This is a genomic window from Nocardia exalbida NBRC 100660 (assembly GCF_000308575.1).
Taxonomy (GTDB): Bacteria; Actinomycetota; Actinomycetes; order Mycobacteriales; family Mycobacteriaceae; genus Nocardia; species Nocardia exalbida.
The window spans coordinates 1-16,294 of the sequence record NZ_BAFZ01000157.1 but is presented as its reverse complement, the minus strand read 5'-3'; the positions used below and the strand labels follow the sequence as shown (position 1 = coordinate 16,294).

Below are 16,294 nucleotides of genomic sequence, written 5' to 3'. Positions count from 1 at the left end.
ACATTCGGGCACCCACCGCTCACCATCGATCGGACACAGTGTCCGAGACTATGTGACCGAGGTGTTCGGGCATGCGCGGTTCTTCTCCCCCGGCAATCGAGAACACCGACGTGGTCGTGGTGGGCGCGCGGTGCGCGGGCTCCGCGACCGCCATCGCGTTGGCGCGAGCCGGGCGCGACGTGCTCGCGCTGGACTCGGCGCGCTTTCCCTCCGACACCCTCTCGACGCACCTGCTGTGGCCCGGCGGCCTGGCCGAACTGCATCGCACGGGCGCCCTCGACCGCGTCCTCCGGCTCGGCGCGCCCCCGCTGACCACGGCCTTCGCCGACGCCGGCGGCTATGCGGTCCGGTCGTCCTTCACGCCGGCGGACGGTGTCGACTACGCGATGTGCGTGCGGCGGACCGGGCTGGACGCCGCGCTCGTGGCCACCGCCGTGGACGCGGGAGCACGAATCCGCGAGGGCGCGCGGGTCACCGATCTGCTGTGGTCGGGGGATCGCTGCGCCGGCGTTCGCTATTCCGACGGAAGCGGCGAACACGAGGTGCGTGCCCGCCTGGTCGTCGGGGCGGACGGCCGCCGCAGTACGGTGGCCCGGCTCGTCGGCGCCACCCGGCCCCGACTGTCCGCACCGAGCGGACGGGACTGCTTGTTCGCCTACTGGCACGACGGCGCGGCCGACCAGCGGCACATCGCGGCCCAATGGCGAAACGGTCCCGATCTCGGCACCGCGTTCCCCTGCGACGACGGCTTGCTGCTGAGCCTCGTCCAGCCGCCCGCGCGGCCCGCCGAACCGGGTGGCGGGCGCGCCGAGCGCAGGTATCAGGAGGCGATCGAGCGCCTGCCCGGACTTCAACTGCGCCTGCGTGATTGCCGCCGCGTCGGGCGGGTGCGTTCGGCCACCGGACTGGCGTCCTACTTCCGGCGCTCGACCGGGCCGGGCTGGGCGCTGCCGGGGGACGCGGGCCATTTCAAGGATCCGGTGACGGCGCAAGGCATCCGGGATGCCTTGCGCTACGGCCGGTTGCTCGGCGAACTGGCCGCCGCGGCCCTCGACGACACAGAGCACCTCGACACCGCCTTGGCCGCGTGGGAACGGTCGCGCGATCACGAATGCCTGAGCGTCTACCAGTGGACCAATCGGCTGGCCCGGGGTACGGCGATGCGTCCCTTGGAAATCGAGCTCTACCGCAGGGCCGCGGCCGACCCCGCGCTCGCCGACGCGGTCACCGAGATCTTCTCGCGCACCGTGGCTCCCGAAGACGTCTTCACTCCCGCACGCGCGGCGGCGCTCACGGCGGGAGCATTGCGCGCATCGTGGCGCGCCCCCTGGCCGGTCCTGGCGAATCTGGTGGACGAATGCCGCGACACAGTCTCCGAACGGAGGGAAGCGTGCGCCTTCACGCGCCCCGACCCCTCCGACGCCACCCAGTCCCGGCCGCCGCGGCGCGTTCTCGCGGCATCTTCAGGAGATCGACATGCATGACCCGCGTCCTCGGCCGACCATCGACCTCACCCGCCGCGACCTGTTGCGCGGCACGCTCGCGGCCGGACTGGCCCTCACCGCCGCCCCGGCGCACGCCGCACCGCCCGGACCACGCCGAACGCCCGCGCTGCGCACCGGAGGAAAATCGGTCGCGGTGCTCGGCGGTGGCGTCGCCGGGCTGTCGGCGGCCCACGAACTGATCGAACGGGGATACGCGGTCACCGTGTACGAACCGGCGTTCCTCGGCGGTAAGGCGCGCAGCATGGGTGTGCCGGGCACCGGCACCGACGGCCGTTCGGACCTGCCCGGCGAGCACGGCTTCCGGTTCTTTCCCGGCTGCTATCAGAACCTTCCGGACACCATGCGGCGCATTCCCTTCCCCGGCAATCCCGATGGCGTCGCGGGCAACCTCGTCCGCGTCGAGGGCACCGTCGCCGGTTTCCGAGGCAGGCCGCCGATCTACGCGCCGGTCGAATTCGGGGGCCTCGACCAGATCAACCCGCAGCGGTTGCAGAGCACGCTGATCGGCGCGTTCGGCTTCATTCCGGAACTGCCACCGGCCGAGCTCGCATTCTTCGCCAAACAGATGTCCGTCTGGTTCACCTCTTGCACCGAACGGCGTTTCGGGCAGTGGGAATACGTGACGTGGGAGCAGATCCTGCGCGCCGAAGGCAAGTCACCGGCTTATCGCGAATACCTGGTCAGCGCCCTCACCCGGATCACCGTGGCGGCCAAACCCCAGCTGAGTTCGGCGCGCACGATCGGCACCATCGGGGAGGCCCTGGTGCTGGCGGGGACCGGGGCGATCCCGCAGTACTCCGCCGGTATCGACCGTATTCTCAACCGTCCCACCAACGAAGCGTGGATCGACCCCTGGGTCACATATCTGCGGTCGCGGGGCGTGCAATTCGTGCCGGGCCTGCGGGCGACACGGCTGGAGCTTCGCGACGGCCGGATCGCCTCGGCGACACTGACGGATCCCGGCGGCCGCTCCACCGTGGTCACCGCGGACTGGTATCTGTGCGCGATGCCGGTGGACAAGGCGGTCACGCTGCTGACCGACGACATCCTCGACGCCGACCCGCATCTGGCGGGCATGCGGGAGCTGCGGACCGACTGGATGGTCGGTATCCAGTACTACCTCGCCAACCCCACCGAGTTGCCGGAAGGCCATATCGCCGCCCTCGGCTCCCCGTGGGCGCTCACCGCCTTGCGCCAAGCGCCCATGTGGGTCGGCGACTTCGCCACCCGTTACGGCGACGGTACGGTGCGCGAATGCCTTTCGGTGGACATCTCCGACTGGGACTCCCCCGGCATCCGCTTCCACCGGCCCGCCAAACAATGCTCCGCGCAGGAGATCGCCGAAGAGGTGTGGACACAGCTCACGGAGTGGCTCAACACCGGGACGGGATGGCTGCGTCCCGAGGACATCCGCTCCTGGCATCTGGACCCCGGAGTCACCTGGACCGCGAACGGCGTGCACAACGAGACTCCGCTGCTGGTCAACACCGTCGGCTCCTACGACCACCGGCCGCAGGCCCACTGCGCCGTTCCGAACTTGTTCTTCGGCGGCGATCACGTACGCAACCACATCGACCTCGCCACGATGGAGGGCGCCAACGAATCCGGGCGCGCCGCCACCAACGCGATCCTCGACGCCGCCGACGACCCGGCCCCCCGGGTACCGGTCTTCCCGCTGGCGTCCCTGCCGGTCTTCGAACCGTGGAAACGCATCGACGCCGATCGGTATCGCGCCGGATTGCCGCACCTGCTCGACGTGTGACCGGGCGAGCCCGTCGCCGTCCCGTGGGCGCTACGCCGCGGAACGCGCAAGGCCTAGGGCGCCTCAGCGGTGGTGACGCTGGTGGTGGTCAGGATCGTCTGTGCCACCAGCCGCGGGTCATCGATCATCGGAACGTGACCGGTGTCGGGCAGGATGGCGAACACGGCCTCGGGCAGCCGCGTCCGGGCGATCGGCCCGTGGACGTGTTCGGGAAGAACACGATCGTGTTCCGACCAGGCCACCGTGACCGGGCACGGCAACGGGTCGAGCGCGGCGATCTGCTCGTCGGTGCCGAGCAGATCGGCGGTGACGGTGCATCCCAGCAGGTCGCGTAAGCAGGTCAGGGCCTGCGCCGAGCTGATGCGATCACCGTGCACGGCGATGTTGCGCAGAGCGATTCGCCGGGCCGCCGCACTGCGCAGCGCCAACGGGGCGAGAAAACCCAGCAGCCGCCCGGTGACCGCCTCCCGGGCGATGCGGCGGGTCGCGGCCGACCGGCTTCCGTCCCCGGCTTCCCAGAACCCCGCCGGTGAGAGCGCGCAGACGGACTCGGCTCGACCGCGACGGGCCAATTCGATCGCCACCCAGCCACCCAGCGAATTGCCCGCGACGTGCACCCGGCGCAGCCCCAGCGCGTCGAGCCGCTGCTCGATGTCGTCCACCAGATGCTCGACCCGCGCCGGGCGCCGCAGGGCGGGCGGCCCGCCCCGATGGCCGAGTGCGGTGGGCGTGATCACCTCGTGCCGGGCGGCGAGCAAGGGGGTGACGTCGTCCCACACCCGTTCGGACATCGTGACACCGTGCAGAAGAACGAGCGGGGGCTTGCTGGGCATTGGCGTCCCTTCGAGTTCGTAGTGCGATCTCGAAGGTGGATACCACAACCTCACCTATGGTGGCAGCGGAAACCCCGAGTTCTGCGAGAGATCACCAAGTTTGCTCGCCGGAATGCTGCGGCCGCAACAGTATCGCCCTACCGCGAGTGCCGAGCCGGCTCCCACTCCAGCCGGAACCCGCTGACCGGCACCGCGCCATGCTTCAGGTGCGAGGCGCTCCGAAGGCCGGTTCGGCGGAGTTCGTACCGGCCGAGAGCGCAGGCGCGCGGCCGCGAATGTCGGTCCGCTCAGATGGCTTCCGGCCGCCAATTGGCGACCGCCCAGATCACGACAATGTTCAACGCGATCACCAGTAGCGACCATGCCGGGTAGTACGGCACCCACATGAAGTTCGCGATGATCGACAGGGCGGCCAGGGAGATCGCCACCACCCGCGCCCACATGGCGCCGGTCATCAAACCCAGTGCCGCGACGACCAGGAGAACGCCGATGACGATGTGGATCCAGCCCCACGTCGGGGTGTCGAACTTGTAGACGTAGTCGGCGCCGACGACGATCAGGTCGTCCGCGGCGACGGCGGAGATCCCCTCGAAGATCGACAGCACACCGACGGTCAGCAACAGGATCGCGGCCGCTATGGACGTACCCGCCGCGATGCCACGGCGGACGGGGTGTGGCTCCGGTTCGGTCATGTGCGTCATCGGTCGCCCCCTTTCTCGGGGAATAGTGGACAGGCGTCTTCCGAATGTCCACCAGTCCCACCGTCCGGCACTTCACCCGTTTCGGGTGACTCCGATATTTCGCGGCCACCCGAAATGAAAATTCCATAACGACCACACACGATCCGATCAGGCGGACTACACACCGGGTAAGTTCCGCTACCGAGGCGTGGTAGTGATCTGTCAGCACACGGCCCGGGAGGCACGGTGACCACCTCGCACGTCCCCGCTCTACGCCCCATCCCCGCCGCGGCGGAATCCGTCACCGAGATACCCGCGTTGCCGTTCACCCCGATCCCCCGGCTCGATCTGTACGCCGCCGCCGACGGCGTGTCGAGCACCCGCGACGGACACGTGCTGCTGATCTGCGCACCGGCCGGGGCCGGGAAGTCGGTACTGGTGGCCGATTGGGCCGCCCGGCACGCCGCGGGTACCTCCGATGTGGCCTGGGTGACCGTCACCGAGCAGCTCGACGACGCGACGACGCTGTGGACCGTGCTGCACGCCCGCTTCGAGATCGCGAACCCGACCTGCCCCGGCCCGCCGGCCGCGCAGGCAGCGGCGCTCGCCGACACGCTGGCCGCGCGCACGACGCCGACGGTTCTCGTGCTCGACGACGCCCATCTGCTCACCGATCCGCTCGCGCTCGCCGGTATCGAGCACTTCCTGCAGCATGCCCCGCCGAACGTGACGACGGTGCTGTGCGCCCGCTTCGCTCCGCCGCTGCGCTGGCACGTGCTCGAGCTGCATTCGCGACTGACCCGGTGGGGTCCGAGTGAACTCGCCTTCACCCCGGCGCAGATCGACGCGCTGTGCCGTGACCACGGCTGCGAGCTCACCGGCGACGAACTCGCGACCCTGCACGCCCTGACCCGGGGCTGGGCCGCCCTCGTGCGCATCGCCGCGACCCATCTGGCCGCGAGATCCGACGACCGATCCGCTGCGCTCACCGTTCTCGCGCGCCCGGCGCGCGCGGTCGCCGATTTCCTGATGAGCGAGCTCATCGAGGCGCTGCCGCCCGCACTGCGCCGGTTCCTCACCTACACCAGCATCCCGGTTTCGTTCACCGAACAGCTCGCCGACGAACTCCTCGGCGGTGGCGCGGGGCACTGTCTGCACGAACTCGATCGGATCGACTTCCCGCTCGATTCCGACGTGCGCGACGGCGAGGTCTGGTTCTCCTGTCATCCGCTGGTACGCGCCCACTTCCTCACCGAAGCCCGCCGTCTCGGACCGGACCTGTGCGCGGAACTGCATCGCCGGGCGGCCCGCTGGTTGCGGTCCGCAGGGCTGCCCTCCGCCGCGCTTGCGCATCAGCTCGCGGGCGCGGACCGCGATCAGCTGGGCGAATTCCTGTCCACGTGTGCGCTGCGCATGGTTCTCGACGGGAGGGGCGCGACGCTGTTCGATCAACTGGCCCGTTCGGCGCCCGCTCTGCTCGATGATCCGTTCCTGTGGCTGGTGCGCGTCGTCGACACCCTCGTCACGGGCAGCACCGCCACCGCGGTGGCGTGCCTGGACACCGCTGCGGCGCGGCGCGCCGCCAAGATCTCCTTCGCCTCGCCCGAACGGCTCGACGCACTCACCCTCGCCGCGACGATCGACGTCGCGGCGACCACCGGGGCCGACCTCCCCGGTTTCCCGGACCGCGTCTCGCCGACCGGCGACCCCGATCTCGACGCGTACACCGAGATCCAGATCGCCACCGCCGTCGTCGCCGGTGGCGCCGTCGCTCGCGGCGAACAGTTGCTGCACTCGGCGCTCGCACTCGCCGAGCACGCGGGCCGCCCCCGCTTGGTGCTGCGTGCCCTGACCCGGCTGGCCTTCGCCGCCGACGCCGTCGACGCCGCCACCGCGATGCGCGAGCGCGCGGCACGTGCGCTGGCGATCGCCGAGGAACACGGGCTGCTGGGGACGACCGACGCCGTCCAGGCGACGTCGGTGGCCGCCTACGGCGCCTACCTGCAAGGCGAGACGCCCGAGGCGGCGCAGATCGCGTCCGTTCTCACCGAGCGGGCCGATCACGACGGATCATGCGGCCCTGCCGCCGGATGGCGCGGCCACGTCATAGGCCGCTTGCTGGATCTCGAGCGGGCCCAGGAGCAGTCCGCGGCGGTCGACGCGCTGCGTCGCAGCCTGCTGGTCCTGCTGGAGCACAAGACGGTGCCCGCCACGACGGGCAGCCTGATCCTGCCGGTGGTGTGGGCGCTGCTGCGCGTGCACGACGCCAGGACCGCGCAACTGCTGGTCGAACGCGCCCGCGGCATCGTCGGGGAGCTTCCCGAGATGCGGTTGGCCGATGCGGCGCTGCACGCCGCCGCCGATCGCCGCAAGGCGACCTGCGCCGTCCTCGAACCGCTGCTCGACCGTGCCGGCGACCTGCGTCCGGTCAGCGCCGTCACCGGATGGCTGCTGTACTCCGCGGCGCAACACGAGTCCAGGGCGCCGGCCAAAGCCCTCACCGCACTGGAGAACGCGCTCGGTTCCGCCACGCCCCACCGGCTGTTGCGGCCGTTCCTCGACGTGCCCGCCGCGATGCCCTTGCTGGACAGTTACGCGGGCCGGCTCGGCCGGGCGGAGAGCTTCGCGGCGACGATCCGGCGTCACCCCGCGGCGCGCCGCAGGCCCGCCTACCCGGCTTTGACCCACACCGAGATGACCGTGCTCAAGCAATTGCCCTCCGGCCGCACCGCTCAGCAGATCGCCGCGGACCTGGGTGTCTCGGTCAATACCGTCAAGACGCACCTGCGCGGCATCTACGGCAAGCTGGGCACCAATTCCCGGGTCGAGGCCCTCGACCACGCGCGCCGGGGCGGGCTGCTCTGACGCCGGAGCGCCGCTCGCGGCCCCTTCCCGTCCTCGGGCGCGGCCTTACGCTGATGTATGGCTCTCTCACGTCGGGAACTGTTCCGAGTCGGCGCCGCGGGGTCGGTCGCGGTACTGGCGGGGACCGCGGCGGCGAGCAGTGCACGGTTTCCCGCCCCGCGCCGGCTCGGCGATCCATTCGCGCTGGGCGTCGCCTCCGGCGATCCCGCACCCGACGGTGTGGTGCTGTGGACGCGGCTGGCACCGGACCCGCTGGCGCCGGACGGCCTCGGCGGCATGCCGGTGGATCCGGTCACGGTCGATTACGAAGTGGCGGACGACGAGCAGTTCCGCCGGGTGGTGGCGCGCGGGTCGGCGGTGGCCACCCGCGCACTCGGCCACAGCGTGCATCCGGAGGTGCACGGGTTGGCGCCGGATCGCTGGTACTTCTATCGGTTCCGGGTGGGCTCGGCGATGTCTGCGGTGGGGCGCACCCGCACCGCCCCGGCGCCTGGGCAGGCCCTGGCGCGGCTGCGCTTCGCCTTCGCCTCCTGCCAGTCGTGGAGTTCCGGCTACTACACCGCCTACGAGCACCTGAGCCGGGAAGATCTGGATCTGGTCGTGCATCTGGGCGACTACATCTACGAGCGGGCGTGGGTGCGCGGGCGGGCGGGGGTCACGATGGGGCCGAACTTCCGCGACGAGGCCGTCGACCTGCCCGGCTACCGGCTGCGTTACGCGCTGTACAAATCGGAGCCGCCGCTGCGCGCCGCGCACGCGGCGTTCCCGTGGCTGGTCACCATGGACGATCACGAGGTCGACAACAACTGGGCCGCAGGCGCGCCCGGCATCGGTCTCGACATCTGGCGCGTCCCCGCCCTGTTCCGCCGCCGCCGCGCCGCCGCCTTCCAGGCCATGTACGAGCACCAGCCACTGCGCCTGGCACAGCTGCCGTCCGCCGCGGGCATCCGGCTGCATCGCCGCTTCCGGTTCGGCGATCTGGCCGAGATCACCATGCTCGACACCCGCCAATACCGCACACCGCAGGCATGCGGCGGCGCCGTGGTCGGCGGCTGCACCGATCGATTCTCCCCCGGCCGCACCATCCTCGGTGCGCAGCAACGGGATTGGCTGATCGACGGCCTGACCCGCTCCCCCGCGCGCTGGCAGGTCCTCGGCAACCAGGTGGGTATGAGCCAGAACGATTCCGACCCGGGCCCGCAGGTCAGCGTCTCCACCGACGCCTGGGACGGCTACGTCGCCGACCGCAACGCCGTACTGGACGCCGCGGCGACCCGCGGTGCCGCGAACCTGGTGGTGATCACCGGCGACCGGCACGAGAACCAGGCCGCCGACCTGCGGCGCGACTACACCGATGCGGGATCACCGGTCGTGGCGGCGGAATTCACCGGCACCTCGATCACCAGCAACGGCGACGGAACCGACCTGAGCGACAAAGGCCGCAGGCTGCTCGCGGCGAACCCGGACGTCAAGTTCTTCAACGCGCAACGCGGCTATGTCCGGGTCGAACTCGACCACCGGATATGGCGCAACGACTTTCGCGTCGTTCCCTACGTCCGCCATCCCGGCGCGCCCATCCACACACGAGCCGGTTATGTCGTCCAGGACGGCATTCCGGGGGTCGTCGAGGCGTGGAGTCCCGGCCATCCGCCTGCGCCGGCGCCCGCGTCCGACGCCGCCGGTCGAGCAGGCGCCGACCGCGGCCACCGTTGACGAGCTCGCCCCGGCAGCCACGGGCGCTCAGGCGCTCGCGGGCTCCGAACGCAGGATCAGCACCGTGATCTCGCTCGGGGCGAACACCCGCAGCTGCGGCCCCCAGAAGCCCGTCCCCCGGCTGGTGTAGAGCTGCGTGCGCTCGCCGTGGCGGCTCAGCCCGGCGACGACGGGCTGATCGAGGCGAACGAGATAGTGGAAGGGCCAGATCTGGCCACCATGGGTGTGACCGGAGATCTGCAGCGCCACACCCGCCGCCGCGGCCTCCGCGATCTGCTTGGGCTGGTGGGCGAGCAGGACGACGGGCGCGTCCGGGTCCGCTCCCGCGAGCGCGGCGGGCAGGTCGGGACCGTGCCCGGGCAAGGCGATGCCGGTGGGATCATCGATGCCCGCGATCACCAGCTGATCGTCGCCGCGGCGCACGATTTCGTGCCGGTTGTGCAGCGGTTGCCAGCCCAGCGAGGTCATGTGGTCGATCCAGCCCTGGGCGTCACCGAAGTATTCGTGATTGCCGGTGATGTAGAACCGGCCGAGTTCGGCCTCGACCTTGCCGAGCGGGTCCACCTGCGCGTGCCGCTTCACCACCGATCCGTCCGCGAGGTCGCCCGCGTGACAGGCGATGTCGGGCCGCTGCGCGTTGACCACCTCGACCACGCGTTCCGACCAGCGCAGCCGGTCGAGCGCGGCGTAATGGGTGTCGGTCACGACGACCATGCGCAGTCCGTCCAGCGCGGGGCCCAGACCCGGAATGGACACCTCCAGGGTGCGCACCCGCGGCACCCGGCGCGCCTCGACCACACCCCACACCACCAGCACCGTCGCGGCCGCGAGCACACCTACCGCGACGATCCGGGAGCGAGCCGGGTCGGCCACCCCGGCGACCGTCAGTCCGGCGCGCGCGAGATTGCCGAGTACCGACCAGCTGAACAGCACCCACATCGCGCCGAGCAACGTGTCGCCGACGATCGAGGCCGCATCCGACTGGGCCGGTCCGTGACCGAGGAACATCGACGCGGGCAAGCCGACGAATCCGAGCAGGAACAGCGCGGAACCCAGCCAGAACAGCGGGCCGGATTCCGCGGTGGGTGCGGCTACCAGCGTCCACCAGGGCAGTAGGAACAGCACGGCGGGAATCGCCAGGAACAACAGCAGGCGGGGCACATACTTCAAGAGGGCTCGTCCTCGGGCGCGGGTGTAGCGCGCGGTCCCTCTCCGGCGCCATGGGCGTTTCCGACGATAGCAGCGGTCACGCCACACCGAGCCGGTCGGCGGCGACGGCGAGATCCTTGTCACCACGGCCGGACAGGCACAGCACGATCAGCGAGTCCGCGGGGATCTCGCCGCGCGCCGCCATCTCCATCAGATAGCCGACGGCGTGAGCGGATTCGAGTGCGGCGAGGATCCCTTCGGTGTGGCTGAGTGCCTGCATGCCGCGCAGGGCGACCGCGTCGGTGGCGGCCCGGTAGAGCACCCGGCCGCTGTCCTTCAGGTGGCTGAGTTCGGGACCGACGCCCGGATAGTCCAGTCCGGCGGCGATGCTGTGGGTGCGCGCGATCTGGCCGTCCTCGTCCTGCAACAGATAGCTGTAGGAGCCGTCGATCTCACCCGGGCTGCCCATGCAGAGGGTCGCCGCGTGCTCGCCGGTCTCCACCCCGAGCCCGGCGGCCTCCACACCGATCAGCGCCACCCGAGGGTCGTCGGCGAACGGATGGAAGACCCCGATGGCGTTGCTGCCGCCGCCCACACAGGCCAGCACGTAATCGGGCATCCTGCCCTCGGCGCGTGCGATCTGGTACCTGGTCTCCGTCCCGATCACCGTCTGGAAATCACGCACGATCCGCGGATACGGCGCGGGTCCCGCCGCGGTGCCGAACAGGTAGTGGGTGGTGTCCACATCGGCCACCCAATCGCGGACCGACTCGCTGATCGCCTCCTTCAGCCGCCGCGAACCGCTGTCCACCGGCCGGACCTCGGCGCCGAGCAGCTTCATCCGCACCACGTTCGACGCCTGGCGCCGCATGTCTTCGGTGCCCATATAGACCACGCAGGTCAATCCCAGCATCGCCGACACCGTCGCCACCGCGACGCCGTGCTGCCCCGCGCCGGTCTCGGCGACGATCCGCTTCTTGCCCATCCGCCGGGCCAGCAACGCCTGCCCGAGCGCGTTGTTGATCTTGTGGGCGCCGGTGTGGGCCATGTCCTCGCGCTTGAGATACACCCGGGCGCCCGGCACACCCAGCAACTCCCCGAACCGCGGTACCCGGTGCAGCAACGTGGGCCTGCCGACGCGGTCGCGCAACAGCTCCCGGTATTCGGCGACGAAATCCGGGTCGGCGCAGGCGAGGCGGTAGGCGTCCTCCAAGGCCAGTAGCGCGGCCATCAGGCCCTCGGGAACGAATCTGCCGCCGAACACGCCGAACCGCCCGCGTTCGTCGGGAAACATCTCGTGACGGGATCCGCTCACCGCCACGTCATGGTCAATCCTCATCAACACCAACGCTTTCACCGCCAAAGAGCCGACGGGTCAGTCTGTTCCGCTAGCGCTAGCACAACCCGACGGGTTGGCAACAAGCGAGTTAACAGACTAAATCCTTCGGATGGCTAAGGTGTTCTCACTGGTGGAGGCGATCGATCCGGCCGGGCACCTCGCCCTGGCTACCGGCCGGCAGGCACCGTGGCGGAGACCTGGGCGACCAGCCGCCACGGTCGCTCGGTATCGGTGGTGGCCTTGCCGCTGGTGAGGATCGCACCGGACAGCCCGCGAGCCGGGTCGGCCCAGCCGTACTGGGTGGTCAATCCGCTACGCCCGAAATGCGATCCGGTGTCACGGCCGAATTTCGACCTGCGCCCGCCGAGTTCGAAGCCGGCTCGGCTGACGCGTCCGGCGACACCGGGTATCCAGCGCGCCGGGCGCACCGCCTCCTCCAGCGTCTCCCTCCGGACGATGCGGCGGCCGTCGGGGGCGCCGTGGACGAGAATCTCGTAGAACCGCGACAACTCGGACGCGGTGGTGATCAGATTGCCCGAGGGCAACTCGGCGGTGAGGAACGCGTCGGTCGCCGCGCGCGACGCACGGTCCATTCGCCCGCCGACCGCCTTGCGCGCCAGATAGCTCGCCGTCCGAGAGGGAGCCGGACCGGTTTTCACGCTCGGCACGACCTTGCCGAGGTCCTCGGGTCGCACGCCGAAGTTGGTCCAGCGGAATCCGAACGGCTCGAGCACCTGCTCGGCGAGATGCTCGCGCATCCGCTTGCCGGTCGCGCGCCGCACCAGCAGGCGCAGCACCAATCCCAGGGTGAGCGCGTGGTAGACACGGAAACGTCCCGGCTTCCAGCTCGGGACCAGATCGGCCAGCGCGCGCACGGCCAATTCCTCGTCGAGTACGAGGTCGACGCCCTGATACGGAGCCGGGACGAAAGGGATCCCGGCGGAATGCGAGAGCACCTGACCGATCGTGATGGCGGCCTTGCCGTTCGCCGCGAACTCCGGGATGTAGCCGGACACCGGATCGTCGAGGGCGAAAGCACCCTGCTCGACGAGCATGAACATCAGCGCACCGGCCACGCCCTTCGCCGTCGAGAAGCCGCAGAACGGCGTGTCGGGAGTGGCCAGGACGCGCGTCGCCTCCGGCCCGTCACCCGGCGCGTTGCCCCAGCCGTGGCCGATGGCGCGGTTCAGGGCGATCCTGCCGTCGCGGCGCAGGCAGACCTGGATCGCGGGAGTGCTGCCCAGGCGGTACCACGCCTGCACCGACTCCCACAGGGACTCCACGTCGGCGCGGCTGAGGCCGATCGCCGCGGGATCGTCTTCCGGACCTCGGGTCGTGACGGACTCCAGATCGTCGACGATAGCGACCGAGTCGGCCGTTGGTGCGCTCACCCGGCCAGCTTATCCACCGTCGGCGGGAGCCGCCGGTGCCCGGCGCCGCCTCACAGGGGCGCCGCTTGCCACCACTGGTCGAACAGGTCCTGGCCGGTGTGGTGATCCCAGGACACGTCGATGACGATCCACGCCCGCGCCGGATCGTCGAATCCGGCTGTGAGCAGTCCCGTGTTGCCGCCCGGGTAGTGACTCCAGCGCACCCGCCCGGACCCGGACGGTCTGCGCCAGGTCTCCTGGCGCGTGGTGTCGTTGTCGATATTCGTGTCGAAAGTCGAGTCGCGCCGAGGGTCCCCGCGCCGGAAGTGGGAACGGGCTCGGCGCGAGCGCGTCTCAGGGGATATGTATCAGCGGCCGTGCAGCCAGCTCTCCTTCAATTTCCAGTGGTTGTCCCACCACGCCTGCACGGTGGCCTGGTCGGCGTTCCAGGGAGGCGGTGGGGACTCGCCCGGGAAGAGGTAGGTGTCGTCGGGCGCGGCGGCGGTGGCCGGCGCCGGAACGGTCGGTTCGAGCGATTCCGTCGGGGTGGGATTGCGCGGGTGCGGCGGCGGTTGCTGCTCCGCGGGCGGTGGTACGGGAGGCGGGATGGGCGGGATGGGCACCTGGGCCTCCGCCGCCGGATGCGGCGGAGGTGGCGGTGGGATCGGCGGTTCGGGATACGGCTCGGGAGTGGCTGCCGGTTCCGGCAACACGGCCACCGGGGCTTGCTCGGCCGCGGGCGCCGGGGGCACCGCCGCCGGATTCGGTTCGGCGAGCTGAGCGCCGGGAACGGGCGCCTGCGCGGGCCCGCCGATCGCGGCATCGGCCGGGCGGTCCTCGCGCGCCTGCACGACGGCGATCGCCGCTCCGCCCAGCAGGGCGGCCGCGGCCGCTCCGGCCAGGATCACACGGCCGCCATGGCGGCGACCGGCCGCCGCCGGTGCCGCCGGTGCGCTCCGGAACGGAGCGGCCGCGACCAGCGCCGCGCCGTAGGCGGCGGCGTTGGCATGGTCGGGCGCCACCATGACGGGTACGGCGAGCGCGAGCCGCACCGCGGCGACCACGTCCGGGTCACCCGCCGACGAGCCGCACAAGACCACGGCGTCGGGCAGCAGCCCATCCGCCGCCACCGCCGACCGGATTCGATCGATCGCCAGGCCCGCGGTATCGGCGTCGACGACACCGGACGACCACCCGCCGCAGCTGAGAATTCCGTTCCGTTCCGGACCGGTCACGAGATAGGACGTGTGGTAACCGACCAGCTCGAGCACCAGCACGGTGCCGTACTGCGCCAGGCCGGGGAGGTCCTCGATCATCGCCAGCAGCGCTGCCTTCGCCGACACGAGCGACGACGATCGCCACGATGCCGATGACAGTTGCGACACGATTGCTCGCCGCTCCGCAACGGTTCGGTACGCCACGGCGACGTCATCGATTTCGGTGCCGCCCTCGGCCTCGGCCGTCAACGCTTCGAGTGTGGCGGCCACCGATGCGGCGGTCGAGTGCTCGACCGGCTGCTCGATCTCCCGCAGCACGTCCGGCCTGGTGCCTCGCTGCGCCGTGGACGAGAGCATCACCCCGCGCACCACGGCCTGTTCTGCTGATATTCCGACTGTGGCCCTCATGGGATCACCTCTGCTCGACCGGTCTCGGACGGGGTTCGGCACGGCGGTCGCCGACGATCGGCCCGGGTTCGGATCCGGGCCACACGCTCGCCGAACGTCCGCCGCACGAGATGACGCCCTCGAAGACCACGACGGCAAGCCCTGACCGGTAGGCGCGGGCGTGCCCGGAGGTGAATGGTCTCCTCGGCGCCGCTGGCAGATGCCACGCGATAGCTACCGATCAGAATACGTCGGTTCGGGCGGTCCGGATACGGCTTCGAGGCAGCGTCGCGATATGGGCCCAATCGTGACGAAATCCTTCGACGCCGTTCCCGGGACGATCTCCCACGCGACGGCGACGTCACTGTGCCTCGGCACGACGACCCCCAGAACTACGGCGCAATCAGGCCGGATGGCGTCGCGCTCAGACGTTTGCGAACGTCGCGGCATCGCCCGTCCCGGACCAACTCCTCTTCGCCCCCTGCGACCGGCGCCGCGGCCCACCGTGGATGGACCGTCGGCTGGGCGCAGAGCGCGCGCCGCGAGAACCTGCGGGTTACCGGAGGGGACGGAGTCAGCCCGCCGGCGGGGCGGGGGTGGGCCCGGAAGAGGAATGACGATGCCGAACGGCAGGGTGATTCCGGGCGGCGGTGTCGGTGTGGGCGCGGGTTCGGCGTCGGGCACCGGCTCGGGTTCCGGCGCGGGCGGTGTGGTGATAGCGGGTTCGGAGTCGCGCGGTCCGGTGTTCGGCTCCGGGGCGACAGGTGCGGGGCCGGTGGCGGCCTCGGTCTCGGGTTGCGTGCACTCGGCGCCACGGGCGTCGGCGGGTCCGGCGTTGCCGGTCGGGTTGCCGTCCGCTTCGGGGCTGTTCGCGCCGGGGCTGGGTAGCTGCCCGGGCGCCGCGCCGTACGGTTGCCCGGGCGCGAGCGGTGTGCGCGCCATGCCGGGCTGCCCCGGTTGCGGCATCGGCGCGGGAACAGGTTGCGCGACGCACGGATTCACCGGTGGCGGCGGCGGGCAGAAGATGCCGCACGGAATGGGCGGCAGACCGGGAAGCGTGAGCATCACCTGCGTCGGCGCCTGCTGCCGCGGCGCGGGCGCGGGCGCCCGCGGCGACTCCACGGGTGCGGGCACCGCCGTGGTCACCGCAGTCATCGGGGAACGAGGATCCACCGGGGCCGCCGCTCCCGGCGGTATCAGGTCCGGCGAGATGCGCACCTGCGTAGGCGAACCCCCGGTCCGATACGCCGCCGCCCAACTCAGCACATTCGCCGCATACGCCATCGAGTTGTTGTACCGCAACACCGCACGCAACTCCTGCGACGGCTCCCGCAGATCCAAACCCCCCGAACACAAATACTTCCCCGCCGCCAACGCCGCGTCGAACACATTATGCGGATCGGCCACCCCGTCCCCATTACCGTCCGCCCCATACACACCCCACGTCCCCGGCAAGAACTGCATCGGACCCAAC

General features: G+C 70.8%; 11 protein-coding genes and 1 pseudogene. 5 read left to right on the top strand and 7 right to left on the bottom strand.

Annotated features, from left to right (window positions below; all coding sequences use genetic code 11):
* Positions 1–71 precede the first annotated feature (71 nt).
* Positions 72–1,484 carry an NAD(P)/FAD-dependent oxidoreductase gene (locus ON29_RS30555; RefSeq protein ID WP_063825390.1) on the top strand — a complete coding sequence of 471 codons (1,413 nt, stop codon included), beginning with the start codon at positions 72–74 and terminating at the stop codon, positions 1,482–1,484.
* Positions 1,477–3,267 carry a hydroxysqualene dehydroxylase gene (locus tag ON29_RS30550; RefSeq protein ID WP_040871646.1) on the top strand — a complete coding sequence of 597 codons (1,791 nt, stop codon included), beginning with the start codon at positions 1,477–1,479 and terminating at the stop codon, positions 3,265–3,267. Before ON29_RS30555 ends, ON29_RS30550 begins: the two co-directional genes overlap by 8 nt.
* Before the next feature lie 53 nt (positions 3,268–3,320).
* On the opposite strand, the gene ON29_RS30545 is transcribed toward ON29_RS30550, so the two are convergent.
* Both ON29_RS30545 and ON29_RS30540 read right to left on the bottom strand, forming a co-directional pair.
* The gene (locus tag ON29_RS30545) at positions 3,321–4,100 is read right to left on the bottom strand and encodes an alpha/beta fold hydrolase (RefSeq protein WP_040871644.1); all 780 of its coding nucleotides are present in this window, start codon (positions 4,098–4,100) and stop codon (positions 3,321–3,323) included.
* A gap of 287 nt (positions 4,101–4,387) precedes the next feature.
* A complete protein-coding gene (locus ON29_RS30540) occupies positions 4,388–4,801 on the bottom strand; it encodes a DUF7144 family membrane protein (RefSeq protein WP_040871643.1) in 414 nt (137 codons plus the stop codon).
* Between the two features lie 225 nt (positions 4,802–5,026).
* Here ON29_RS30540 and ON29_RS30535 point away from each other — a divergent pair, with 225 nt between their 5' ends.
* Both ON29_RS30535 and ON29_RS30530 read left to right on the top strand, forming a co-directional pair.
* The gene (locus ON29_RS30535) at positions 5,027–7,645 is read left to right on the top strand and encodes a LuxR C-terminal-related transcriptional regulator (RefSeq protein ID WP_040871641.1); all 2,619 of its coding nucleotides are present in this window, start codon (positions 5,027–5,029) and stop codon (positions 7,643–7,645) included.
* 57 nt (positions 7,646–7,702) lie between these two features.
* The gene (locus tag ON29_RS30530; RefSeq protein ID WP_040871640.1) at positions 7,703–9,358 is read left to right on the top strand and encodes an alkaline phosphatase D family protein; all 1,656 of its coding nucleotides are present in this window, start codon (positions 7,703–7,705) and stop codon (positions 9,356–9,358) included.
* 27 nt (positions 9,359–9,385) lie between these two features.
* Here ON29_RS30530 and ON29_RS30525 read toward each other — a convergent pair whose 3' ends face one another.
* The 5 genes from ON29_RS30525 to ON29_RS30510 form a co-directional block, all read right to left on the bottom strand.
* On the bottom strand, positions 9,386–10,528 hold the full coding sequence (locus tag ON29_RS30525) for a metallophosphoesterase (protein ID WP_085994974.1): 1,143 nt from the start codon (positions 10,526–10,528) through the stop codon (positions 9,386–9,388).
* A 76-nt stretch (positions 10,529–10,604) separates the two neighbouring features.
* The gene (gene trpB / locus ON29_RS30520; protein ID WP_051175781.1) at positions 10,605–11,846 is read right to left on the bottom strand and encodes a tryptophan synthase subunit beta; all 1,242 of its coding nucleotides are present in this window, start codon (positions 11,844–11,846) and stop codon (positions 10,605–10,607) included.
* Between the two features lie 167 nt (positions 11,847–12,013).
* On the bottom strand, positions 12,014–13,237 hold the full coding sequence (locus ON29_RS30515) for a serine hydrolase (RefSeq protein WP_040871639.1): 1,224 nt from the start codon (positions 13,235–13,237) through the stop codon (positions 12,014–12,016).
* Positions 13,238–13,287: 50 nt separating this feature from the next.
* A complete protein-coding gene (locus tag ON29_RS36225; protein ID WP_157172950.1) occupies positions 13,288–13,440 on the bottom strand; it encodes a hypothetical protein in 153 nt (50 codons plus the stop codon).
* Between the two features lie 144 nt (positions 13,441–13,584).
* Positions 13,585–14,841, bottom strand: coding sequence for a hypothetical protein (locus ON29_RS30510; RefSeq protein WP_157172949.1), 1,257 nt, complete (start codon positions 14,839–14,841; stop codon positions 13,585–13,587).
* Between the two features lie 598 nt (positions 14,842–15,439).
* Here ON29_RS30510 and ON29_RS36220 point away from each other — a divergent pair.
* Positions 15,440–16,294: pseudogene (locus ON29_RS36220) on the top strand (hypothetical protein); the annotation flags it as partial.

Coding starts and splice junctions, on each gene's coding strand:
- ON29_RS30530 (WP_040871640.1), top strand. CDS start 7,703: ATGGCTCTCTCACGTCGGGAACTGTTCCGAGTCGGCGCCGCGGGGTCG.
- ON29_RS30540 (WP_040871643.1), bottom strand. CDS start 4,801: ATGACGCACATGACCGAACCGGAGCCACACCCCGTCCGCCGTGGCATC.
- ON29_RS30510 (WP_157172949.1), bottom strand. CDS start 14,841: ATGAGGGCCACAGTCGGAATATCAGCAGAACAGGCCGTGGTGCGCGGG.
- ON29_RS30545 (WP_040871644.1), bottom strand. CDS start 4,100: ATGCCCAGCAAGCCCCCGCTCGTTCTTCTGCACGGTGTCACGATGTCC.
- ON29_RS30555 (WP_063825390.1), top strand. CDS start 72: ATGCGCGGTTCTTCTCCCCCGGCAATCGAGAACACCGACGTGGTCGTG.
- trpB (WP_051175781.1), bottom strand. CDS start 11,846: ATGAGGATTGACCATGACGTGGCGGTGAGCGGATCCCGTCACGAGATG.
- ON29_RS30550 (WP_040871646.1), top strand. CDS start 1,477: ATGCATGACCCGCGTCCTCGGCCGACCATCGACCTCACCCGCCGCGAC.